Genomic DNA, 22,937 nt, shown 5'->3' with positions numbered 1-22,937 from the left:
TACTCATGCCTGCCGATAACTCTCCATGGATTGTGAACGAAGTATGAATTTTTTTGTTATTTATTATCTATCAACTACTCTTATTTATAGTCTTCCTCGTAATAACTTTTTTGTCTTTGCCAGTGCCACATGAGGCCTGGCGGGCAACTCCTCCCAGTATTCATAGAGAAAGTTTTAATTATTCATAGACAGATCAAATAAATCATTTTTGATTTATCGATACACTCACTTGACCTGTACCTGCCTCACACACAGTATATAAGGAAATTCTCAATTCGTCGGATATGAACAAATTCCATTACTTTTTTATTGAATAAATAATGAAAAGGTAATGCTACCGCTCGCAGTACACAGGCGGGTAAGAAAGAAGACGAAAACCACACAACGTTCTTTATATTAGGGCCAGACACGATTATGTATGACGATCTCAGTTCTTTGACAGCAAAGCTGCAAATGTCCGGTGTTGCCTTCCAGCAAATGGATGATGCCCAGACCGATGACACAGAAGACGATGTAACCGTAACTCATGAATCCACTCCGGTCACTCATAGCACAGCGCCTGATAATGTTAAATCTATCAACCGCCTGGAGAGTACTAATTTGAATAATGCAGCGCCTGTCAGCAAAGCAAAACATAAACTGGCCGAACTCCAGGCCGCACCTGTAACACCCGTGCACACCAGCCGGGGCAGCTCCCTTGCTTCTGGTATTATGGAAAGCGTTGCCCAAATGACCCGCCCGGCAACCAGCGCACGTGAAGAAAACCCGGTACGTCTGGATATCTTATTCGCCGTCATTGGCAAATAACAGAACATCTCATATTTAGCAATATCGGCTTAACAGCCAGAATATAACCAGGCCAGTATCATACATACCGGCTATTGATTTGCATGTTTGTCTGATTTCATCGCCAGAATTTAACTGGCAGGTAATATTTTTTGGGGTCGCCGGTTTACAGGCACTGGCTGGAAAATCCTGCTCATTTTCCTGTTCAAGATAAGAAATATGCGAAAAATACTGAGATTTATTCTTACATTATTGTTACTGGCATTATCGCTATTGGTTATTTTTACACCAATGAATAGCAATAAACAGTACATCTTCGGCATGGCTGTGGTTGCGGCAGTATTTATTATTGGCAGATTTAAAAACAAAAAAGCCGTTTTAACCATGCTGGTGTTTTCTTTATTAATGTCAACTCGCTATATTTGGTGGCGTGCAACAACAACGTTACATTTTGATTCCAGCGTTGAAATGGTGCTGGGTTCATTATTATTTGCTGCAGAAATTTACTCCTGGACAATTTTGGTGCTGGGTTATATCCAGATGTCCTGGCCTTTAAAACGCCCTATTGCACCAATGCCTGCAGACCAGAGCACCTGGCCTACCGTTGATATCTATGTACCCACCTATAATGAAAGCCTGGATGTAGTACGTGATACCGTTCTGGCAGCACAATGCATTGAATACCCGAAAGACAAAGTCAGCGTCTATATTCTGGATGATGGCCAACGTGACGAATTCCGTGACTTCGCCGCAGAGGCGGGGGTTGGCTACATTATTCGTAGCGAGCACAGCCATGCCAAAGCAGGCAACCTTAACCATGCGATGACACTCACCCGCGGTGAACTGATTTGCGTGTTTGACTGCGACCACGTGGCAACCCGTGTCTTCCTGCAAGCCACCGTTGGTGCCTTCTTCCAGGATGAGAAACTGGCGCTGATTCAAACGCCGCACTATTTCTACTCGCCGGATCCTTTTGAACGTAACCTGACACCGGCCAAACGTGTTCCTCATGAAGGCGCACTGTTTTATGGCCCGGTACAACAAGGCAACGACAACTGGAACGCTACCTTCTTTTGTGGTTCCTGTGCGGTAATTCGCCGTGATGCATTAAATGAAGTGGGTGGGTTTGCGGTTGAAACCGTTACAGAAGATGCCCACACCGCACTGAAGCTGCAACGCCGTGGCTGGAATACTGCCTTCCTGGATATTCCGCTGGCAGCCGGTCTGGCTACCGAACGCCTGGCACTGCATGTTAACCAGCGTATCCGCTGGGCGCGTGGCATGACCCAGATCTTCCGGGTAGATAACCCAATGCTGGGCCGTGGGCTGAAATTCACTCAGCGCCTGTGCTACCTGAACGCAATGCTGCACTTTCAGTATGGCCTGCCGCGAGTCATCTTCCTGACCGCGCCACTGGTGTTCATGCTGTTTAACCTGAATATTATTTCTTCTTCTGCCACGCTTATCTTCTCCTATGCGTTGCCGCACCTGATTTTATCCACCTATGTGAACTCTAAAATCACCGGTCGCTATCGTTACGCATTCTGGGGGGAAATCTATGAAACCGTCATGGCGTTCCACCTGATACTGCCCACACTGGTAACCATGATTGCACCCAAACTGGGGAAATTTAACGTTACCGACAAAGGCGACCTGCTGGATAAAGACTATTTCGATGCCACCACTGTACGCCCGCTTATCATCACTGCGTTGTTGATGGTTGGCAGCATGATTTGGGTTGGCGTGCGTTACTACATGGGTTTCTACGCTGGCATCGACGCCTGGGTTATCTTGTTCAACATTATTTGGGGCACCTTCAGTACCATCACTCTGCTGGCTTCTATTGCTGTAGCCAAAGAGACAAAACAGGTACGTAAAACCATCCGGATCACCGCCAAACTCCCCACCCGGGTGCGCTTCTCCGATGGTTCAACCATGGATACACACACGCTTGATGTTTCCATGGGTGGTGCTCGTGTAGCCCTGGTTAAAGGCCACGACCTTGCCCACAAAAGCGCAGTCATGCTGGAAATCGGCCTGGGTGGCGAAGTGGCGCATATTCCACTGCGCACAACTGGCACAGGTGTGGGTGAATTGCGCATGGAGTTCGATAGCTTCTCCCTGAATGAACGCCGCAAACTGGTACGTGTTGTGTTATCCCGCGCAGACGCCTGGTTTAAACCACCTCATGCGCCAGACCGCCCGCTCGCCTCTTTCCTGAGCATTTTGCGATGTGTATGGGAATTGTTCTTTGGCCGTAAAAAACAGGCTAACGGGTTTAATGCCCGGATGGCGGAAGTTCCTAAAAAACAGGCAGAGGTTAACGATGCGATTTAAACGCCCGCTTCTGGCAACCTGCCTGTTATGCGCCGTAAGCCAGACCAGTTTCGCTGCACTGCAGAATGAAACAGATGCCCTGCCGGATTTGCCCCTGCCAGTCAGTGTGCAGGGCAATGCTCCCGCGGCGGATGTTGCCAGTATTACCGCGGCAAACAACAGCAACCAAAATGTTGCCAACACCATCAGCTTTAAAGATATGGGAGCCTCAACTGGCCTGATAATTTCCGGCCAACAGTTGCAGAACGGGTTATCGTTTACCCTGCCGGGTGACCTGGTGATTACTGATGCGCACCTCAACCTTAACCTGCAACTGAGTGCGGTCAATGTACCGGGCGAAAACCTGCAATTAATGCTGAATGGCCAGCCTCTGGGCGCCATACCGCTGGATCAACTCCAGCAAAGTAAAGGCTTCTGGAACCTGGATATCCCGTCATCCATGATTGCCTCTCATAACAACCTCAGTTTTCAGCTGAAAACCGGGGACGATATCATTAACGACACCTGGAGCTGCCAGCGCGAACTGCCAGCGAATTACCGGGTTACCCTGATGCCGTCTTCCGCGCTGAACTACCAGGGCTTGTGGCTGGATGTGCGTAAAAATCTGAGCACCTTCCCGCGCCCCTTCCTTGATGTTAAGCAGATGCAAAGTGCCTCGTTAAACGTCGCATTTCCGGAGAACCCGGATGCCTCTATGTTAACAGCATCGGCGATTGTCGCTTCGCAGTTTGGGGTAATGAACAGCGAGAAGGGCACCCAGTTTGCGGCCAAATACAATGAGCTGCCCCCAGGCAACGGAATTCTGTTTGGCAAACCTGGCGACCATATTGGCCCGGTTGTTATTGCCGACGGCGGCGGCCCGGCATTGCAGGTTATCGATAACCCGCTCAACCCGGCATACAAACTGTTGGTGGTCAGTGGCCGTAATGAAGCCGAGCTGCGCCAGGCTGCATGGCGCTTAACCCAGCCCGGGTTACCCGACACCGACACCCTGCAGGTGCCGGCTATCACACTTGCCCAACGCCAGGCTTACGATGCGCCGCGCTGGGTGAATACCCAACACCCGGTAAAACTCAGTTCCCTGGAAACAAACAGCGGCGCACTGGTTGCCCACGGGATTTGGCACGGAGCTAACCAACTGGCATTCCGTGCTGCGCCAGACTTATTTATGTGGGATGGCACCACGATACCGCTGCACCTGAATTACAGCTTCGCCCAGAAAACCTGGATTGACGACCAGCATTCGTTCCTGAATGTCAGCATCAATGGCGAGTTTCTTAAACGCCTGCCAGCCAGCCGTGGCGGTATTTTCACGCCAGTGATGGATATGCTGGGCTTATCCAGCCGCCAACAAAACGCCACCGTCAATATCGACCCGGGTACTGTATTTGGGAATAACCAACTGGGCTTCTGGTTTGGTACTGGCGTGCGGAAAAACGCCCCCTGCAGCGCCATGGCGGATGACAGTATCCAGAGCCGGGTAGATGGCGACTCCACGCTGGACTTCACTCATGCGTGGCACTTTGGGCAATTACCGAACCTGGCCTGGTTCACCAGCGCAATGTTCCCGTTCACACGCCATGCAGACCTGGCACAGACGGCGGTTCTGCTGCCGCCTCACCCCAGTTCAGAAGATGTCACTCTGCTAATGGATATGATGGCGCAGTCTGGTCGTGACACCGGTGTTGCCGCCAGTTTTGTGCAAATTTATACCGGTATTCCTCAGCAGGACGCAGGCCAGCAACGCCTGGCTGACAGCGATATCCTGGCAATCAGCAGCCTGAAAAACAGCAACTTAATCACACCGTTGCTGCAGGGTAGTCTGTTCTCGCTGAACGAAAATACGCTGGAAGTGGATACGCCCAATGCCGCCAGCCGCCTGATTTCGCTGCTGACCGGTGACTGGGGCAGAACTTACACCGATGCCGCCAGTTTTCTGGCCGACAACAGTGCCTGGCGTGGGTTTATCAGCCTGCGCTCACCGTGGAACGCAAAACGTGTGGTCGTACTGGCAACCGCAACCAGCTCACAAGGGTTGCAACAACTCCCGGTGGATATGACCCGGCAAGGATTCCAGTCTGTAGCATCCGGCGATTTTACCGCCGTGACAGGTGCAGGCGATGTCAAGACCTGGCGTGTTGGCAAGCAGTTCATCACTGGCGATTTGCCTGTGTGGATGCGCGTGCTGTGGTATGCCAGCCAGCACATTTTTTACCTGGCTCTGATTGTCTGCCTGATTGCGTTACTGTCCAGCACCTTGCTGTACCAGTGGCTGAAACGACACGCTCACCAACGCCTGCACGGAACATCGAAACATGAATAAGAAACAACTGACACACGCCTTTGCCCTGTTGTGTCTGGTCGGTGCCAGTTACCCTGCGGGCGCGGCCAGCAATACACAACCTGGCAATACCGCGTCAGATAATACGGCGTCAGGCAATGCTGCGGGCGATAAACCCGGTTCAGCCAACGATGACGCGGTGAAAAAGCTGCTGTCTCAGGCCAGTTACTGGCACAGCAAAGCCCATGATGACATGGCAATGGAAGCACTGCAGAAAGTGCTGGCGGTGGATAACCACAACATTGATGCCATGTACCTGATGGCGTTGTACCAGATGCAAAGCGGCAATACGCAACAGGCCGCTATCTGGCGCAAGAAAATCAGTGACATCTCCCCGGATGACCCGCATCTGGCGTCACTGGATGGTGCGAACTCAATGCAAACCATTTCCCGTGGGCAGTTGAATACCGCCCGGGATCTGGCGCGCAGCGGGCATATCAAAGAAGCGATTGCCACATACCGTACTCTGTTACACGGCAACCCGCCGCCAGACGAACTGGCGCTGGAGTATTACCAGACGCTGGCAGGCGACGGTGACACATGGCAACAGGGTGTTGATGGCCTGCGCCGCCGGGCACATATGTTGCCCGGAGATGCAGCAACACAACTGGCACTGGGTTCAGCCCTGACCTGGCAGGAAAGCGGGCGGCGCGAAGGTATTGCCATGCTCTCTGGTCTGGCGCCGGACAACAAAATTGCCGATAAAGCCTTGCAACAGGCGTTGCTCTGGTTGAATCCGAAAGCAACGGATTTGCCTGTGTACACCGCTTATGCCAGCCGCCATCCGGATGACACCGCCCCCATGGACCACTACCGTAAAAGTGTGGATGGCGGGGCAACCAAAGCAGCATTTGATGCGCTGAACGGCGGTGACCTGAGCACAGCAAAAACAAAATTCGATGAAGTGCTCAAGACACAGCCCAAAGACAGTAACGCGCTGGCGGGGCTGGGCTATGTTGCGTTACGCCATGGGGATTTTACCCAGGCAGAAACATTGCTGCGCCAGGCTTCAGCACAAGACACCGGCAACACCAATGACGCCCAGTGGACCAAAGACGCAGACAACGCCCATTTTTATGGCGCGCTGAATTTGGCCCGCTCAATGACCCAAAAAGGGCAGTATGCTGAAGCATTAAGCCAACTGGACAATGCCCGGGGTACATCCGCCGACCAGCGCCAGGCCGCCGACATGCAGCGTGCGGATATTTACCGCCGCCAGGGAAAACTGTCTGACTCCGAGCAGGTTTACCGCCAGTTACTGGCAGAACGCCCGCAGAACACCACCGCGCGCACCAGCCTGTTCTGGATCCTCAAACAAGAGCATAAAGAAACTGAAGCCGCGCAAATTCTGCGTACCCTGCCCGCCAGCCTGCGTACCCGTTATGCCAGTTGGGGTGATAACGGCGACGAGCAGCGCAAAGCTGCCGCAGCAGCCATCAAAGGGGGAAACACGTCCCAGGCGATGCAAATTTTGCAGGCAGCGGTAGCGAAATACCCACAAAATGCCTGGCTCAAGCTCGATTACGCCCGCTTATTACGCCAAAGTGGTGAAAAGCAACGTGCGGCAATAATTATGTCTGCCCTGCCACAACAAAGCGGCCTGACAGCAACCCAGCATAACGATGCCCTGTATGCGTCGGCGGTCTATTTTGTTGAAGATGACAACTGGTCCAAAGCCCAAAGCCTGATGTCACAAGTACCTGGCACCAGTTTCAGTGATGATATGCGGGCGCTTAACAGCCGCATTCTGCTGAACCGCCAACTGGATATTGCCCAGAACTATATTAAACAGGGCAACCGCGCTGCGGCACTTAACAGCCTGCGTATGCTCTCCAGAACGCCGCCTCAAACCCCGGTGGATGCTGGCCGCCTTGCCGAATTATTAATGCAGGCTGGCGACAACGCCGGTGCACTGGCACTGGTTCGCAACAGCCAGGCACAAGGGTTACACGGTTCACTGGCTGATTACGCCAGCCAGATCCGCGTTCTCAACCAGGCCGGGCTGTTTGCGCAAGCGGAAAGCGTGCTTAACGCCCCGGCATTGCAAAATGCTTCCAGCCAGGAAGAAATAGACCGTATCCGCCTGGCCAACCTGATAACTCAGGCAGATACCCTGCGGGCGCACAATAAAATCCGCGCCGCCTGGGATCTGGTGATGCCAGCCCTGCGCAATAACCCAACCAACACTGACTTACTGCTGACAGTTGCACGGATTTATCAGGCAGACCACATGACTGATAAAGCCGATGAAATCTACCAGTATGTGTTGCGTAAATCACCGCAGGACAGGCAGGCGCTCACCGGCGAAGTCTGGCTGTCACTGGCGCGTAACGACAGCGACAAAGCGAAACAGTATTTCTCTCAACTGGAACCGAACCAGAATACCGACTATCTGCTGCTTGCCGCCCATGTTGCAGCCGCGCAAGGTGAAAACCAGCAGGCGATGTCGTTATTACGCACGGCACGCTGGCGTATACAGTCTGATGACGTCAGCAATGGCGACGATGCCATCAACAGTGTGCTGTCAATACCGTCACCCACACAGCAAACCCAACTGACTGCACTGAACGACATCGACAGTATGATGCGTAATCTGCAAGAAAAAACCGCGACCTGGACCGGTGGGGCCGTTTCAATGCGTTCCCGTAGCGGTGAGGCCGGGCTGGGTGAACTGACTGAAGTCAAAGCCCCGATGACCGTTTCCGGCACGCTGGGCGACAGCAATGCCCGCCTGAGCCTGGATGTAGCACCAGTCACGCTGAATGCCGGTGAAATGTCAGGGGAGTCTGCTAACCGCTTTGGTTATGGCGCTATCAGCCATGCAGCGAAACTGGCGGCGGCAACCTCCACCAGCACCACGTCTACCAATGCAGACAGCCAGGGCAGCCAGCAGGCCAACGGGGTGGAAACCCACTTATCCCTGAGCGGCGACAGCTACAAACTGGATGTCGGCAGCACGCCTACTGGCGGCCAGATGACACGCCTGGTTGGTGGTGTGGAGTGGAAACCGCAACTGACTGACCACAGCTCGCTCGACCTGAAAGCTGAACGCCGCGCAGTCACAGACAGCCTGCTGTCTTACGTGGGCGCCAAAGATAAAACGACCGGCGAAAAATGGGGTGCAATTACCCGTAACGGCGTCTCCGCGCAGTATGCCTGGGATAATGACCTGGTCGGGCTGTACACCAAACTCGGCTTTGATACTTACCTGGGCACCAACGTCCCCACGAACCATTCTGTTAACGCGATGGCGGGCAGCTACATTCGCCTGTATCAAACGCCAGAAAGCGAATTGCGTATGGGCGTGAACGTTAACTACATGGATTTCCAGCGCAACCTCAGTTACTACACCACCGGCCAGGGCGGTTACTTCAGCCCGCAGGATTATATGTCGCTGACATTACCTGTGACCTTCAGCCGCCACTGGGGTGACTGGGACATGACACTGAGTGGCGCTGTCGGCTACCAGTCTTATAAACAGGATCAGAGTGATTACTACCCGGGCCACAGTAGCCTGCAGTCAACACTCGAAAGCTATGCCAGTTCAGATGACGATGTGGACAGCGTTTACAAAGCAACTGCGAAAAACGGTATCGGCTACACCCTTGGTGTGGACGCCCGCTATCGCCTGAATGACAACGTCGCACTGGGCGCAAACCTGGGGTATGACACCTTTGGCAGTTATAACGAAGGTAAGGCCCTGATTTATTTTAAATATTATGTCGATCAAGACAATTAATCGGTGGGATATAAACATGTTTAGCAATCAGGATACCTATTTACAACGTAACTATCAGGCTGGCTGGCACGACCTGGTGTATCTGTTCTTTAACGAATTCACCAACAGCCAGCAGGACAAAGACCCGGACACGCTGCGCCGTATCGGCGGCATGCTGGCGCAATGGTATCCCATTGACCCGTCAAACACGGTGAATGAACTGGAACAACACATTAACCATGTGCTGGAACTGTTCAACTGGGGCTTTGTAAAAATGGCGCCAGCACAGCGCGAACTGATTTTGATTCATTGTGCCTGGCCACATGCTCCGGAATCCCGCGATGAAGCGCAATGGCGCCGTGCCAGTGCTTATGTACTGGAAGGTGCGTACTCACAGTGGCTGGTTTCCCAGGGTGCAGGCAATAGCGTGCCGGTGCGCTGGAAAGAAAACACCACTGAAGATGTTTTAATTTTTCGCTACGCAATGACGGAATAAGTGCTCTCTCCCCACAACATCAACGGGCAGGCTGCAACCAGCCCGTTATTTTTCGTGGGGAAAAGGCATTCCGCCATATATCAATTTTCAGGTGACCATAATGTTGAATGAACTGATTGTTTCAGGAAGGAAACTTGAACTCGGTAGTGTCAGTTATATGGAAGAGGATGCCTTTATCTCCCTGGTGCTCGATGCCCAGGGAAAAGTGAGCTATGCCAACCCCGGCTACTACGCGCTGACAGGGTATGACAGTGATGACGTGGTAGACGCGCCACTTTTCCAGCCAGGCGAAGAACACTATACCTCTTCGTTGCTGGTTGGCCTGAAAGTCTCCCGGCTGACAGGTGAGAAATGGCAGGGGGAAGTCTTCCTGCGCAAGAAAAATAACGAGCCACTCTGGCTTGATGTCACGTTACTACCACGTTGCGATGAACGTGGCGATGTCTTTGCTTTTATCCTGGTGTGTTTTGATATCACGCACCATGTCACCATTCGTGAACGGTTGCATTACCGGGCGCACAACGATGCATTAACCAAGACGTTGAATCGCCAGGGGTATTACATCCGCAGCCGGAAAAAATTTCGAGCAGCCCAGGCCAGCGGCGCCGAAACCGTAGTCGCCATTCTCGATTTAGATAATTTTAAAACCATCAACGATGAACTGGGCCATGCCGCAGGTGATGAAGTTTTACGCCACTTTATCAGCCGGGTGAAACAGTGCATCAGCGACACCACACTGCTTGGCCGGCTGGGCGGTGATGAGTTCGCACTGACCTTTATTGACGGAATTGATGAACACGATGCCGGGTTATTACTGCAACGTATTATCGAGCAAACCCGTCTGCCGATGTACTTACAGACTATTCGCCACCAGGTGGCGCTGTCTGTCAGCATTGGCGTCGCCACCTGGCCCAGACACGGAACCAACTTTGCTTCCGTATTAAAGGCCGCAGATACCGCCCTGTATAAAGTAAAAGCACTGGGTGGGGACGACTTTATTAATTACCAAATTGTCTCAACGGCGGATCCGCACAGCATTGTCGGCTCGGTCTGATGTCAATCGTTAACAACGAAACAGTTAATAAAAATAAATAGTTAAATTGTGTACACCCGTAATTCAGGTTGCTACCAATCTGAATTACGACGTGTATTGCTGCGCTCACACAGAGGAAACGAGAATGTTAAAGGCTGTGATTCCTGTTGCAGGTCTTGGTACGCGTATGCTGCCTGCAACCAAAGCCATCCCTAAAGAAATGCTGCCCATCGTGGATAAGCCCCTTATCCAGTACATCGTGCAGGAGTGTTATGCCAGTGGCATCCGGGAAATCATCCTGGTCACGCACTCATCCAAAAACGCGATTGAAAACCACTTTGATACTTCTTTTGAACTCGAATCACTGTTGGTACAACGCGTAAAAAATCAGTTACTGGAAGAAGTGCGTACCATTTGCCCGGCTGGCATGAACATCATGCATGTACGCCAGGGCCAGGCGAAAGGCCTGGGCCATGCCGTACTGTGTGCCCAGCCACTGGTGGGTGATGACGATTTTGTTGTTGTACTGCCAGATGTCCTGATTGACGACAGCCACTGCAACCTGGCGCAGGACAACCTTGCCGCGATGATCCAGCGCTTCACAACAACGGGCGCCAGCCAGTTAATGATTGAGCGCGTGAGACATGAAGATGTTTCCCGTTACGGAGTGATCGATTGCGGTGGGAAAAACCTGAGCGCAGGTGCTTTTGGCCGCATTCAGGGCATGGTGGAAAAACCGGCCACAGAAGAGGCGCCGTCCGATATGGCGGTTGTTGGTCGTTATGTCCTGTCTAAAGCGATTTGGCCGTTATTGCACAAAACCCCGGTTGGCGCGGGTGGCGAAATCCAGCTTACCGATGCCATTGATATGTTACTGAAAGAATCCACCGTCGAAGCTTACAGCCTGGTGGGTAAATCTCACGATTGCGGCGACAAAATTGGCTATATGAAGGCCTTTGTTGAATACGGCCTGCGCCATCAGGCAACGGGTGAGGCTTTCCGCCAGTGGCTGCAAAACGATGTCAGCCTGGCACGTAAACCTGCTACTGAGGCACTGGCTGAAGCCGTCCTGTAACCCCAGGCGGCGAAACAGTTTGTTGTGTCCCTGTACGCTGAATACGCTGCCCTTTGCCGGGCGGCGTTCCACAAAGCAATATGCGTTTTCTAAAGGAACATTCTCTATCATGTTAAAAGCGACCTGGTTCTCGCCATGGCTATTACTGCTCTCGCTGACCATGAGCTCTTTCGCCGCGCCCGCTCAGGAAAACAACTGGGCGGTGTTTAAACACAATTACCTGAATCAGGACGGGCGCATTGTCGACCGTGAAAATGGCAACATCAGCCATTCTGAAGGCCAGGGATACGGCATGCTACTGGCCGTCATGAATAACGACCGCCCTGCCTTTGAGAGCATTTGGGGCTGGACTGAACACACATTATTACGCCCGTCATTGTGGTTATTCGCCTGGCGCTATGACCCAACCGTGAACAAAGTGACCGATACCAACAACGCCAGTGATGGCGATACACTGATAGCCTGGGCACTGCTGCTCGCTGGCGAAAAATGGCATGAGCAGAGCTGGACCGACGCCTCATCACATATTCAGGAAGCGCTTATCAACTGCCTGATTATTGATGAAGATAACCAGACATTGCTGTTACCGGGGCTGGAAGGTTTTGTGCATGACGATGGCTATGTTGTTAACCCGTCTTACTTTATTTTCCCGGCATGGGAAAGCTTCTGGAAAGCCAGCCATAACCCGGTGTGGCTGAAGCTGAAGAAGTCCAGCCTGGCACTTCTGGACAAAGCGCGTTTTGGGAAAACCCAGCTCCCGAGCGACTGGGTGTTTGTTAAAGACAACGGTGACGTCTCACCCGCCAAAAACTGGCCTGCCCGCTTTAGCTATGATGCCATTCGTATTCCGTTATACCTTAGCCTGGGTGATGTTAAATCTGGCGCGACAGAAAATTTCCGCCACTTTTGGTCCAGCTATACCCGGAATGCAACCCCGGCCTGGGTAGACGTTTCTGGCAACAGCCAGGCAAATTACGATATGTCCGGCGGAATACTGGCAGTGCGAGACTTAACCATGGGTGATTATCACCAAATGGATAAATCACTGCGCCCGGGCGAAGGTTACTATTTATCTGCACTTCATATGCTCTCTTTATTTGCAGCATCTTTAAAAGGATGATAAATAGTCATGTTCAAAATTTTTGTGAACCACTCACTTTCATAAAATGTGAATTTGATTAAGGTCAAAATAAACGCAGTACTGTTATTAACCACTGCGCTAAATATTGTTCCTGGTCACATTATTTTGCCAATACGATAGTTTTCGCCTGGGTGTAAAGTATGTACGTCCAGGCCGCAACCCTCATTATGGGTTACCGAATGCTGGCAGGATGCTCTTTATAACAAATACGTTACCGGCTGTAGGGAAGGACTGACCGGTTACCACCGTTTCAGAGTTTCAGCACAGGGGAGTTTGGCAGGATTCAAAGACCGCAAACTCCCATGTTATGAGACCATGGGATGGAAAAAGACATTGCAACAGAATGTGTTACTGATTCCGGGAATGAAAAATGAGAGCCTGAAGTGCGCACTGGCTGGCTTGTTTGTTCAGCTGCTCACTTAAGATTGGTCTGATGCATGGTTTAACAGACCTGAACACACACGTTATTACACAAAAAGTACCGTGGTGAATTTTTATGAAATTAATAACAGCACCTGCCATTATTGTGAACAAAAATTAATCAGCACTTTTTGTTCATAAGAAAATGACAGGTTTTAGCAGGAAAATAATAAAAAAGTATTAGTTCTCATGCAATTCATGGGGGAGAAATGACCGTGTTAAGAATAATAACAAGGCATCACAACCAAACAAATTATATAAATCTGCCCGTACAACGGCAGCATTTGCAACCCGGGAAAAAAAATGAACATTCGTAATTTAGAGTACCTTGTTGCACTGGCCAAATACCGCCATTTTCAGCGTGCAGCCGAAGCCTGTAACGTGAGTCAACCAACACTCAGCGCCCAGTTACGTAAACTGGAAAATGAACTGGGGTTACAGCTGCTGGAACGCACCACTCGTAAAATTCGTTTCACTCAAACCGGGCTGCGCCTTGTTGAACAAACGCAGGTGATTCTCCGGGAAATTGAAGCGCTGAAAAACATGGCAAGCAGCAGCCAGCACAGCCTGTCACAAACGCTGGATATCGGCATCATTCCAACCCTTGCGCCGTACATTTTTTCCCATATGAATACCTTATGCCGGGAAAACTTCCCGGAAGTAGAGATGGAAATTCATGAAGCGCAAACCCAGCACTTGCTGGCGATGCTGGAATCTGACGCCATTGAATGTGCAATTGTCATGGCCAGCAAAGAAACCAGTAAGTATGTTGAATTACCGTTGTTTGAAGAACCACTGGTGTTAGGTGTCAGCCACAAGCACCCTTATGCCCGGTTCGATGAAATCAACATGGACCATCTCAAAAATAACAAAATACTGATGCTGGATGACGGCAACTGCCTGCACAGCCAAATCTTGCGCTATTGCTATCAGTTTGAGCTGGAACCAGATAACCGCTTTATCGCCATGCACCTTGAGACACTGCGCCGTAGTGTGGCGTTTAACAAGGGGATTGCCTTCTTCCCATTACTCTCTACCCAGGAAGAAACCCGCGATGAAGTGAAGTATATACGCTGCGTGGCACCAGAACCCACCCGCAAAATGGTGCTGGTATTTCACCGTAGCGACCCGATGCGTAAGAAATATGAAATGCTGCGCAACATTATTGCGAAACATATGGAGAAGTATTTACAGGCCGACAGTATTCCCGCGTGACCACTGCATAACCGGGTGAGCCGGTTATTACTCCATAGATACCGAAATATCGCTATATTTTCTCTGACAATCACGTTGGTGCGTGATTGTCATTGTTTCCTTTAGTCCGTTAAGCACATCTTCCGGCAGCACATTCCCCATGGTGTACTGTGCTTCAATTGCCAGCCACAAATTCACCAGAGCCAGGGTGTAGTCATCGGTGGACATCCCGGTGTGAACGGCAGAAAAGAACGGGAATTGCACCAGGAGTTGCTCGTGGTCGCTTTGAATCACTTGCCCATGTAAATAAGGCTGGGACAATAACCCGGCTACCAGGTGTTCATCACCCCGCGTAACCCAGGCAAGGCGCGCAGCAATAGCGTCCACTACAGGTGGAACGGGAACTGCAGGTAATCCCTGTCGGGAACGTTGTGACAAACGGTCAGATTTCACTATTCAGTATCCTTCGAGCCTGGAACAGGGTGTTCCTGCTAATCCATGCCATCAGCCACCCAAATTGATAAAAGGGTTATCGGCCGATATTTCATTTTCTTAAGTGCCTGTCTATTCAACATAGATAATAAATTCTATTTTATCCATACGGTTTTTCTTAAATTGGTAAAAAAAGCCTTGTTTATTCACAAGTTATAAACATCACCCGCTGTAATTCGGGTGATTATTGATCACTTATTGACGAGAGTGATCAGTGATTGTGGTTTCATTGGTTTTACTAATAAAAAATAGACTGGTTCAGTCCGGCCAAATAAATAACCACTGGATAAATAAAAAGGAAGGCAGCGCGGGATACTGTGTTTGACGGCAGCACGGGGCATTTGCCCCCGTGCTGCCGGAAGTGTAAGTGTGATACCGGATTATTGCGCCAAACCGCTATAAATAACGCAACCGCAGGCTGTAGAGCGATGTTGTGGCCGTAATAAACAAGACTCCCTGCTCAGGCCCACCCAGGACGCAGTTGGACACCCGCTCAGGTACCTGAATTTTACCTATTTGTTCACCCTGCGCTGAAAAAACAATCACGCCATCGGCACAACTACAGAAAATATGCCCATAGCGGTCCACACAAAAACCATCCGGGAAACCAGGCGCCACTTCAGCAAGGTGGCGCCCATTTTCCAGCTTCTTGCCCGCAACCTCATATACCCGGAGTTCCCGGCGGCCCTGCTCAGGGAAATCCACAACCGACATATCGGCGATATAAAGCAGACTCTCGTCGGGTGAAAACGCAATGCCATTAGGGCGCTGGGTATCACTGGTTGCAATAGTCAGGCTGTTATCACGCGGGTCGAAACAGTAGACATAACACCCAATCACCTGGCTTTCCGACTTATAGCCTTCATCGTCACCGACGATGCCATAAGGTGGGTCGGTAAACCAAATCGTACCATCGGAGCGCACGGCGACATCATTGGGGGAATTCAGGCGTTTTCCTTCCAGTTTGTCCACCAGCAGTGTCACATCGCCGTTCCGTTCCGTGCGGCTGATGCCACGACGACCATGCTCACAAGTCACCACCCGGCCTTCAGTATCTACCGCATTGCCATTGGCATAATTCGCAGATGCCCGCCAGAGCGCCACACCCTGCCCGGAAGACCAACGAAACATACGGTTGCCTTTTACATCACTGAATACCACGGCCTGCTCTTGTTCAAGCCAGACAGGGCCCTCTGCCCATTGCGCGGGCGAGCATAACCGTTCCAGATCCCCAAGCCATGTTACCTGCATACCCGCCTCGCTTATTTGACTCCCCAAATTGCTTTGTAATGGCCCTGGTAGTCATTCTGTGGGTCATACATATTGTTTTGCCCGCCATCTTTATCAATGTTCTCTTTCGTCACGAGGTGTGCCGGCGTGACATAGCCAGAGGGTTTCTGCCCGGCAAAAGCACGGTTAAACTCATCCAGCACTTGCCAGCCATGCAGTTTCAACGGCTCAGGAACCGTGGCAAGCTGGCTGTTACTGGTACGGATGCGCTGATACGCCGTAATGGAGCCATCACCGGCGGAAATGTTAAAGGGCGCGTTTTTCCCACCTTTGTTCGCCGTTCTCAACGCGGGTGCCATAAAATCAAAATAGAGGTCGTTAATTGCCAGGGTGTACTGGTAATTGTCACCATATTTTTGCAACAGGCTGAATGTCATTGAAGGCATACGGCTGGAGGTGTCAGACAGTGGTGTATCAATAAATTCCAGCACTTTGCAGGAAGCACATTTACCGATTTCCTCTTTCATTACATTGGCTTTATCCAGCGCGATTTGGTACAGCGAATCGGTCAGGATAATTACCTGTGCTTTGCCATCAGAACGCGCAATTGCATAATCGGCAGCAATCCGGGCGACGGCATTTGAATCTGAGGTCACGTTATAAAACAGGTGGTATTTCTCCACCGGACCAGGTTGTGGAATGGCATGCCAGCCCATTAACACAATGCCCAGTTTCGCCGCACGGTCGAGAGGGATTTTCGCGACATTAGGGTTCCAGCCCCCAATCACTATGCCATCGGGTTTCTGGGCGATAGCCTGGTTAAGCGCAGATAACTGGTCCTTTACCGACCCGGCGCCATCCAGTGTTTCCAGATGCCAGCCTGCCGCTTTAGCGGCCTCACTCAGCCCCTGCTGCACCCCCTGCACACCGCCATTTTTCATATCAGAGGCAATAAAAATAATCTTCTTATCTTTTTGCAATGCCGGCCCGGTTGTTGGCCCGTCCCACTGCGTCACGGGTGCGGTTGCGCTGGCAACTGCCGCTTTCACCTGAGACATAAAATCATCCGCAAAAGCTGGCGCCTGGCTGAATAAAGCAAGGCTCAAACCCAATGCAAGCAAACGATATTTCATGAAAAATACCCCTGTTATGATTTAACGACATGATTAGCGTCGGAAGGTGTGGACAGTTGCGCTGGCTGCGCACTACCTGTCGTTTGTCGCCGTTGAACGGCTTTTTGATTCGCCATACGGCGACGCTGTGCGTAACCGGCAAGCGTAATGGAGAGCAACAGCGTGGCACCGTTGAACAGAGGTTCAACCCAGAATGCCCCGCCAAATTGTTGGATCCCGGCAATACCAATCGCCAAAATACAAATCCCAACCACAGTGCCCCACACATTCACCCGGCCCGGGCGAATGGTTGTGCTACCTAAAAATGCGCCCACCAGTGCTGGTAGCAGGTAATCCATACCCACGCTGGCCTGCCCGACCCCTTGTTCTGAGGCAATCAGTACCCCGCAAAACCCGGTCAGGACACTGGAAGCAATAAACGAGCCCATCACATACAGATTCACCGGGATGCCATTAAGCCGCGCCGCTGCAGGATTCCCGCCCACCGCATACATGCAACGGCCCATTGGCGTGTGTTCGGTTAACAACCACAGGCACACCGCCACAACCAGGACATAAAACGCCGCAACCGGGATCCCAAAAATTTCAGCGTGGTCGATAGCAATAAAAGCATCCGGCAGATCGCCCACTATTTGCCGCCCACCGGAGTGCCACAGGGCGACCGCATACAGCACCGTGCCTGAACCCAGTGTGGCGACAAAGCTGTCGATATCGGCCAGAGCCACCAGGATACCGTTCAGCAGGCCATACAACGCTGAGATAATCAGCACTATCACAATGGCCATTTCCCAGGACAACCCGTACTGCACCTGCAACGTAATTGCGAGGATGTGCCACAACACAATGCCAAACCCAACATTCAGGTCGATTTTGCCCACAATCATCGGGATGGTGGCAGCCAGTGCCAGTAAGGCGATTTTGGATTTGCTGGCAAGAATAGCCTGCAGCGTCAGCATGGACGCAAACGAAGGTGTCGTCAGGGAGAACACCAGAGTCAGCACCACGCACAATAATAACAAGCCATAGCGCGTGACAACCTGCATCATCCAGGGGCTGACGCCGTCACGGGATAAACTGACGCGCTGCTCCAACGCGGTGGATTTTACCGATGTTTTATTCGACATAATCTTCTTGCCCTTTAGTGACTTCAGAACTGGCAGAAGCCAGTGCCAATAAATTCGCAAACGTCACATCCTGATTGCGCAGTTCGCCCACAACACGACCGCGGTTAAACACCAGCGCCCGGTTGCAGATATGAGCTATCTCCTCGAAATCATTTGAGATAACCAGTACCGCCACGCCCTCACCCAACGATTTATTCAACAGGTGATAAATCTCCGCCCGGGCGCCAACATCCACGCCCGCCGTTGGGTCTTCCAGAATCAGCAACGGCGTCGCCAGATGCATCCAGCGCGCCATCACCACTTTCTGCTGGTTACCGCCAGATAACGCACTGATATCAATGTTGACGTCCTTCGGGCGGACATCGAACAACTGCACTTTCCACCAGCTTTCGCCGATTTCTTCACGCCCGCCATACCGGGACAGCACCCGATGCCCACTGGCGCAGGGGTTCATAAACAGGTTTTCCCGCACCGACATCGACATCACCAGGCTTTCGCCTGTCCGGTCTCCGGCCACTAAAGAGACACCGCGCGCCATTGCCTCCCGCGGGTTTCTGGCAGCATAAGGCTGTTCACAGAAATGGATTTCCCCACCTTCTCGCTGACGCAGCCCAAACAACAGCCGGCCAATTTCTTCCTGGCCTGCCCCGCGCAGCCCGGCCAGGGCCAGCATCTCCCCTGGCTGTAATGAGAAACTCACCGGGCCGGTATCCCCAACCTGCACATTTTCCAGTGCCAGCACCGGGGAACGCCCTTCCGGTAAGGGTTCACGCTGTTCTTGTGCCGTTTGCTCGCCCACAATTAATTCCACCAGGCCACGCACGGTATAATCTGCCGTCATCCCTCCGGCGACATAGCACCCGTCGCGCATCACACACACCCGGTCGGCAATCTCAATGACTTCATCAAGGCGGTGTGTGACATAAATCATCCCGACATTCTTTTCCCGTAAACGGGCAATAACACTGAACAGATGGCGAACATCATTGGCAGGTAATGACGCGGTGGGTTCATCCAGCACCAGTAATTCCGCGTTAACAGCGACAGCACGCGCAATCGCCAGCAAGGATTTTTCAGTACGCGATAACTCAAAGACCCTCGCCTGTGGGTCAATATCAATCCCCACATCCTGGAGTGCCTGGCGAGCGCGGCGTTCAATTTCACGCCAGCGAATCAGCCCCAGCTTGCGCGGAAACCCCATGACCAGCGCCATGTTTTCAGCAACCGTCATCCATTCCACCAGCCCGAGGTCCTGGTGGATAAATGCAATAGGTTGTTGTGTGGCACTCTTAATTGCTGCTGCCGAAGAGATAGGCTGGCCTTTAAACAGAATGTCGCCACTATCACGGGAATACACCCCCGCCAGCACTTTGATTAACGTTGATTTCCCTGCACCATTTTCACCAAGCAGCGCAAGGACTTCACCAGGCATAACATGAAGGCTGACATCATTGACTGCGGGGTTGCCGCCAAAACGTTTCACAATATGCTGCATTTCCAGCGTAGGTTGCTGGGCCCGAATTTGATTCATAGCGATGCCTTTTCGTGGGTGACCCGCTAACAAAGTTTTTTTTCACAGCTGCATCGAAAAAAAACGCACCAGTGTTTCAATATGCGAAATCAAATTTCAAATTCACGATAAAAAGTAAACATGAAATATCACGGAAGGTGAATAAATAAATAATCAATATTTTCAATTGGTTATTTTTATTTATCTAAAATGTGACGAGGGGCGCACTTATTAAATAGTGCGAAAAGGAAGGTTATTCAGGTAGTAATCAGTACCAAAATATCAGCAATAGCCGGGCAAGCGCAGTATGCAAAAAGACATACTGCGCCAGTGTGTTACCGCAGGAAAAGAGACCGCCTGGCAAAGCCACTATATCTGGACGTTAAACCCCAGCTCCTGAGAAATAGCCAGTGCTGTTTTTTGCAGTGGTTTCAACAAGTTCTTCTCACCAATTTGTTTTAACCTGGAGGTGGATAACGAAATAGAAATCGCGTATGGCACCCGTTGGTGAATATCAAAAACAGGGACAGCAATACAAGACACACCCAGTTCGTTTTCTTCGCGGTCCATGGCCATGTTTTTATCGCGAATGGACGCCAGCTCCTGGTACATATCCCCCAGGCGGGTAATCGTATTGCGAGTCAGCGACTGAATTTGTGGCTGGTGTATTTCCCAGTATTTTTGCACGTAATCTTCCTGCCCAAAGGCGAGGTAAATTTTCCCCATTGCCGAGCAATACAGCGGTTGCTGCTGACCAATATACGCCCGGGTACGCAACATACCGGTTGTGGGTTCCAGCTTATAAATCAAAATTGAGTGGTCATCTTCCCGTGTTGAGAAGTTCACGGTCTCACCGGTTTCCAGGTTGAGCGTTTCCAGGTGGGGAGCGGCAACATGAATAATGTTCAGTGATGACAGCGCTTTTTGCCCCACAGAAATAAATTTAGTGGTCAGCCGGTAGCTCCCGGCAGCGGGCGCAGTCGTCACATAGCCGCAAGACTGTAACCCCTGCAGCAGGCGGTGCACTGTGCTCTTGTTCAGTTGTGCCAATTCCGAGAGGTGGGCCAGTGGGCAACCATTTGGGTAATTGCTCAAAATTTCAATTAATTGCAAGCCACGAAACAAACTCTGGCTGCCTGCGGGCCGCTCTTTATCCAGGGCCGCATTCGCTCTTTTTTCACTCATGTCTCTCATCCTGCTTTTATCGTTTCCTGATCGTAGCGCAAAGTGTGTTTCAGTTCACGATCTGGGCAATAAATTATTAACACACTGAATTTACTTCATTTTTAGTTTTCATTCATGCTTTGACATCTCATTTTCTGATCGTTATATTTGAAATCAGATTCCACAATATGAAATTTACAGCTAAAAATTCATTCACGCCATTCCCACAAATCGAAGGAGATCAGGAATGAAAGTGACGTTTGAGCAGTTAAAAGCTGCATTTAACCGGGTGCTGGTAAACCGGGGGATCAATCCACAAACAGCGGATGCCTGTGCAGAAATGTTCGCCCGCACAACCGAATCAGGGGTGTACTCCCACGGCGTAAACCGCTTTCCTCGCTTTATTCAGCAACTCGATGCAGGCGACATCATTCCGGATGCAGTACCTGAACGCGTACTTTCACTGGGGGCCATAGAGCAGTGGGACGCACACCGCGCCATTGGCAACCTGACGGCACAAAAAATGATGGACCGCGCCACTGAACTGGCTTCAGACCACGGTATTGGGCTGGTTGCATTGCGTAATGCCAACCACTGGATGCGTGGTGGCAGCTATGGCTGGCAGGCAGCAGAAAAAGGCTACATTGGTATTTGCTGGACGAACTCCATCGCCGTCATGCCGCCCTGGGGTGCTAAAGAGTGCCGCATTGGCACCAACCCACTGATTGTGGCAATACCGGGCAACCCAATTACGATGGTGGATATGTCCATGTCGATGTTCTCTTACGGCATGCTGGAAGTGAACCGCCTGGCTGGCCGCCAGTTACCGGTAGATGGCGGGTTTGATGACGACGGTAATCTCACGAAAGACCCGGGCACCGTGGAAAAAAATCGCCGCATTCTGCCAATGGGTTACTGGAAAGGTTCAGGCTTGTCTATTGTGCTGGACATGATTGCCACCCTGCTTTCTAACGGTGGTTCTGTCGCTCAGGTCACGGAAGAAAACAGTGATGAATATGGCGTGTCGCAGATTTTTATCGCCATTGAAGTAGACAGGCTTATCGACGGCAAAACCCGTGATGAAAAACTGCAACGTATTATGGATTACGTCACCACGGCTGAACGTGCGGACCCGAATGTAGCCATTCGTTTGCCAGGCCATGAATTTACTCGCCTGCTCGAAGAAAATCGCCGCAACGGTATCACTGTTGACGACAGCGTATGGGAAAAAATTCAGGCTCTGTAGGGGAAATACTATGATTTTCGGCCATATCAACAACCCGAACCCTTGCCCGCTGCCGCCGCCACTGGAACAGGCACTGGCACTGCTGCGGGAAACTGACTTTTCCCGTATGGATACCGGTGTAGTGGAAGTGGACGGCAAAAAACTGTACATGCAGATCCTGGATCTCACGACGAAACCTGTCATGGAGAACCTGCCAGAGGTACATCGCCGGTATATTGATATTCAGTTTTTGGTCAGTGGCGATGAACAAATCGGTATCGCGCCCGAAACGGGTAACAACCCGGTAAGCCAGTCTTTACTTGCCGAGCGGGATATTATTTTTTACCAGTCGGCAGAGAATGAATCTTTTATTCATATGACTCCGGGTAATTACGCCATCTTTTTCCCTCAGGATGTGCATCGCCCGGCCTGTATTAACCAGGACGTTTGCAATATCAGAAAAGTTGTCGTGAAGGTGGATATTTCCACAATAAACTAGCCTTGTTATTTATTTGCTG

17 protein-coding genes are annotated in these 22,937 nt (G+C 51.2%); 11 read left to right on the top strand and 6 right to left on the bottom strand.

The window, feature by feature from the left end; all coding sequences use genetic code 11:
• Nucleotides 1–453 precede the first annotated feature (453 nt).
• The 9 genes from DT73_RS24865 (at nucleotide 454) to oxyR (ending at nucleotide 14,562) form a co-directional block, all read left to right on the top strand.
• A complete protein-coding gene (locus DT73_RS24865) occupies nucleotides 454–807 on the top strand; it encodes a hypothetical protein (protein ID WP_146211531.1) in 354 nt (117 codons plus the stop codon).
• Nucleotides 808–1,005: 198 nt separating this feature from the next.
• On the top strand, nucleotides 1,006–3,123 hold the full coding sequence (gene bcsA, locus DT73_RS24860) for a UDP-forming cellulose synthase catalytic subunit (protein ID WP_072007015.1): 2,118 nt from the start codon (nucleotides 1,006–1,008) through the stop codon (nucleotides 3,121–3,123).
• Complete coding sequence (gene bcsB / locus DT73_RS24855) at nucleotides 3,113–5,446, top strand: cellulose biosynthesis cyclic di-GMP-binding regulatory protein BcsB (protein WP_036116677.1); 2,334 nt, start codon at nucleotides 3,113–3,115, stop codon at nucleotides 5,444–5,446. The genes bcsA and bcsB overlap by 11 nt, the downstream gene beginning before the upstream one ends.
• Nucleotides 5,439–9,203: a cellulose biosynthesis protein BcsC gene (locus tag DT73_RS24850; protein ID WP_036116675.1), complete on the top strand. Its 3,765-nt coding sequence runs from the start codon at nucleotides 5,439–5,441 to the stop codon at nucleotides 9,201–9,203. The genes bcsB and DT73_RS24850 overlap by 8 nt, the downstream gene beginning before the upstream one ends.
• A gap of 16 nt (nucleotides 9,204–9,219) precedes the next feature.
• Nucleotides 9,220–9,678 (top strand): cellulose biosynthesis protein BcsD, encoded by a 459-nt coding sequence (gene bcsD / locus DT73_RS24845; protein ID WP_036116673.1) that lies wholly within the window; start codon nucleotides 9,220–9,222, stop codon nucleotides 9,676–9,678.
• Nucleotides 9,679–9,778: 100 nt separating this feature from the next.
• On the top strand, nucleotides 9,779–10,732 hold the full coding sequence (locus DT73_RS24840; protein WP_036116671.1) for a sensor domain-containing diguanylate cyclase: 954 nt from the start codon (nucleotides 9,779–9,781) through the stop codon (nucleotides 10,730–10,732).
• Between the two features lie 124 nt (nucleotides 10,733–10,856).
• The gene (gene galU / locus DT73_RS24835) at nucleotides 10,857–11,786 is read left to right on the top strand and encodes a UTP--glucose-1-phosphate uridylyltransferase GalU (protein ID WP_036116668.1); all 930 of its coding nucleotides are present in this window, start codon (nucleotides 10,857–10,859) and stop codon (nucleotides 11,784–11,786) included.
• A 109-nt stretch (nucleotides 11,787–11,895) separates the two neighbouring features.
• Nucleotides 11,896–12,906: a glycosyl hydrolase family 8 gene (locus tag DT73_RS24830; protein WP_036116667.1), complete on the top strand. Its 1,011-nt coding sequence runs from the start codon at nucleotides 11,896–11,898 to the stop codon at nucleotides 12,904–12,906.
• Nucleotides 12,907–13,650: 744 nt separating this feature from the next.
• On the top strand, nucleotides 13,651–14,562 hold the full coding sequence (gene oxyR / locus DT73_RS24825) for a DNA-binding transcriptional regulator OxyR (protein WP_036116664.1): 912 nt from the start codon (nucleotides 13,651–13,653) through the stop codon (nucleotides 14,560–14,562).
• A 27-nt stretch (nucleotides 14,563–14,589) separates the two neighbouring features.
• On the opposite strand, the gene DT73_RS24820 is transcribed toward oxyR, so the two are convergent.
• From DT73_RS24820 to DT73_RS24795, 6 genes are all read right to left on the bottom strand, one after another.
• Nucleotides 14,590–14,994 carry a hypothetical protein gene (locus tag DT73_RS24820; protein ID WP_152552566.1) on the bottom strand — a complete coding sequence of 135 codons (405 nt, stop codon included), beginning with the start codon at nucleotides 14,992–14,994 and terminating at the stop codon, nucleotides 14,590–14,592.
• Nucleotides 14,995–15,429: 435 nt separating this feature from the next.
• The gene (locus DT73_RS24815; RefSeq protein ID WP_036116662.1) at nucleotides 15,430–16,284 is read right to left on the bottom strand and encodes an SMP-30/gluconolactonase/LRE family protein; all 855 of its coding nucleotides are present in this window, start codon (nucleotides 16,282–16,284) and stop codon (nucleotides 15,430–15,432) included.
• Between the two features lie 11 nt (nucleotides 16,285–16,295).
• The gene (locus tag DT73_RS24810) at nucleotides 16,296–17,396 is read right to left on the bottom strand and encodes a substrate-binding domain-containing protein (RefSeq protein ID WP_036116660.1); all 1,101 of its coding nucleotides are present in this window, start codon (nucleotides 17,394–17,396) and stop codon (nucleotides 16,296–16,298) included.
• 14 nt (nucleotides 17,397–17,410) lie between these two features.
• Entirely contained in the window at nucleotides 17,411–18,520 is a 1,110-nt protein-coding gene (locus DT73_RS24805) for an ABC transporter permease (RefSeq protein WP_036116659.1), read from the bottom strand.
• Complete coding sequence (locus tag DT73_RS24800) at nucleotides 18,510–20,051, bottom strand: sugar ABC transporter ATP-binding protein (RefSeq protein WP_036116657.1); 1,542 nt, start codon at nucleotides 20,049–20,051, stop codon at nucleotides 18,510–18,512. Before DT73_RS24800 ends, DT73_RS24805 begins: the two co-directional genes overlap by 11 nt.
• 348 nt (nucleotides 20,052–20,399) lie before the next feature.
• A complete protein-coding gene (locus DT73_RS24795; protein WP_036116654.1) occupies nucleotides 20,400–21,215 on the bottom strand; it encodes an IclR family transcriptional regulator in 816 nt (271 codons plus the stop codon).
• A 226-nt stretch (nucleotides 21,216–21,441) separates the two neighbouring features.
• Between DT73_RS24795 and yiaK the strand changes: the two genes are divergently transcribed.
• Complete coding sequence (gene yiaK / locus DT73_RS24790; protein ID WP_036116652.1) at nucleotides 21,442–22,440, top strand: 3-dehydro-L-gulonate 2-dehydrogenase; 999 nt, start codon at nucleotides 21,442–21,444, stop codon at nucleotides 22,438–22,440.
• Nucleotides 22,441–22,450: 10 nt separating this feature from the next.
• Nucleotides 22,451–22,918 (top strand): YhcH/YjgK/YiaL family protein, encoded by a 468-nt coding sequence (locus DT73_RS24785; RefSeq protein ID WP_036116649.1) that lies wholly within the window; start codon nucleotides 22,451–22,453, stop codon nucleotides 22,916–22,918.
• Nucleotides 22,919–22,937 lie beyond the last annotated feature (19 nt).

Origin of the sequence: Mangrovibacter sp. MFB070, assembly GCF_000705335.1 — a bacterium.
Classification (GTDB): Bacteria; Pseudomonadota; Gammaproteobacteria; order Enterobacterales; family Enterobacteriaceae; genus Mangrovibacter; species Mangrovibacter plantisponsor.
The sequence above is the reverse complement of the archived record's forward strand: the minus strand, read 5'-3'. Positions and strand labels throughout refer to the sequence as shown.

Excerpts from the sequence above, each read along its gene's own strand:
- DT73_RS24865 (WP_146211531.1), top strand. The coding sequence starts at position 454 with ATGTCCGGTGTTGCCTTCCAGCAAATGGATGATGCCCAGACCGATGAC.
- bcsA (WP_072007015.1), top strand. The coding sequence starts at position 1,006 with ATGCGAAAAATACTGAGATTTATTCTTACATTATTGTTACTGGCATTA.
- bcsB (WP_036116677.1), top strand. The coding sequence starts at position 3,113 with ATGCGATTTAAACGCCCGCTTCTGGCAACCTGCCTGTTATGCGCCGTA.
- DT73_RS24850 (WP_036116675.1), top strand. The coding sequence starts at position 5,439 with ATGAATAAGAAACAACTGACACACGCCTTTGCCCTGTTGTGTCTGGTC.
- bcsD (WP_036116673.1), top strand. The coding sequence starts at position 9,220 with ATGTTTAGCAATCAGGATACCTATTTACAACGTAACTATCAGGCTGGC.
- DT73_RS24840 (WP_036116671.1), top strand. The coding sequence starts at position 9,779 with ATGTTGAATGAACTGATTGTTTCAGGAAGGAAACTTGAACTCGGTAGT.
- galU (WP_036116668.1), top strand. The coding sequence starts at position 10,857 with ATGTTAAAGGCTGTGATTCCTGTTGCAGGTCTTGGTACGCGTATGCTG.
- DT73_RS24830 (WP_036116667.1), top strand. The coding sequence starts at position 11,896 with ATGTTAAAAGCGACCTGGTTCTCGCCATGGCTATTACTGCTCTCGCTG.
- oxyR (WP_036116664.1), top strand. The coding sequence starts at position 13,651 with ATGAACATTCGTAATTTAGAGTACCTTGTTGCACTGGCCAAATACCGC.
- DT73_RS24815 (WP_036116662.1), bottom strand. The coding sequence starts at position 16,284 with ATGCAGGTAACATGGCTTGGGGATCTGGAACGGTTATGCTCGCCCGCG.
- DT73_RS24810 (WP_036116660.1), bottom strand. The coding sequence starts at position 17,396 with ATGAAATATCGTTTGCTTGCATTGGGTTTGAGCCTTGCTTTATTCAGC.
- DT73_RS24805 (WP_036116659.1), bottom strand. The coding sequence starts at position 18,520 with ATGTCGAATAAAACATCGGTAAAATCCACCGCGTTGGAGCAGCGCGTC.
- DT73_RS24800 (WP_036116657.1), bottom strand. The coding sequence starts at position 20,051 with ATGAATCAAATTCGGGCCCAGCAACCTACGCTGGAAATGCAGCATATT.
- DT73_RS24795 (WP_036116654.1), bottom strand. The coding sequence starts at position 21,215 with ATGAGTGAAAAAAGAGCGAATGCGGCCCTGGATAAAGAGCGGCCCGCA.
- yiaK (WP_036116652.1), top strand. The coding sequence starts at position 21,442 with ATGAAAGTGACGTTTGAGCAGTTAAAAGCTGCATTTAACCGGGTGCTG.
- DT73_RS24785 (WP_036116649.1), top strand. The coding sequence starts at position 22,451 with ATGATTTTCGGCCATATCAACAACCCGAACCCTTGCCCGCTGCCGCCG.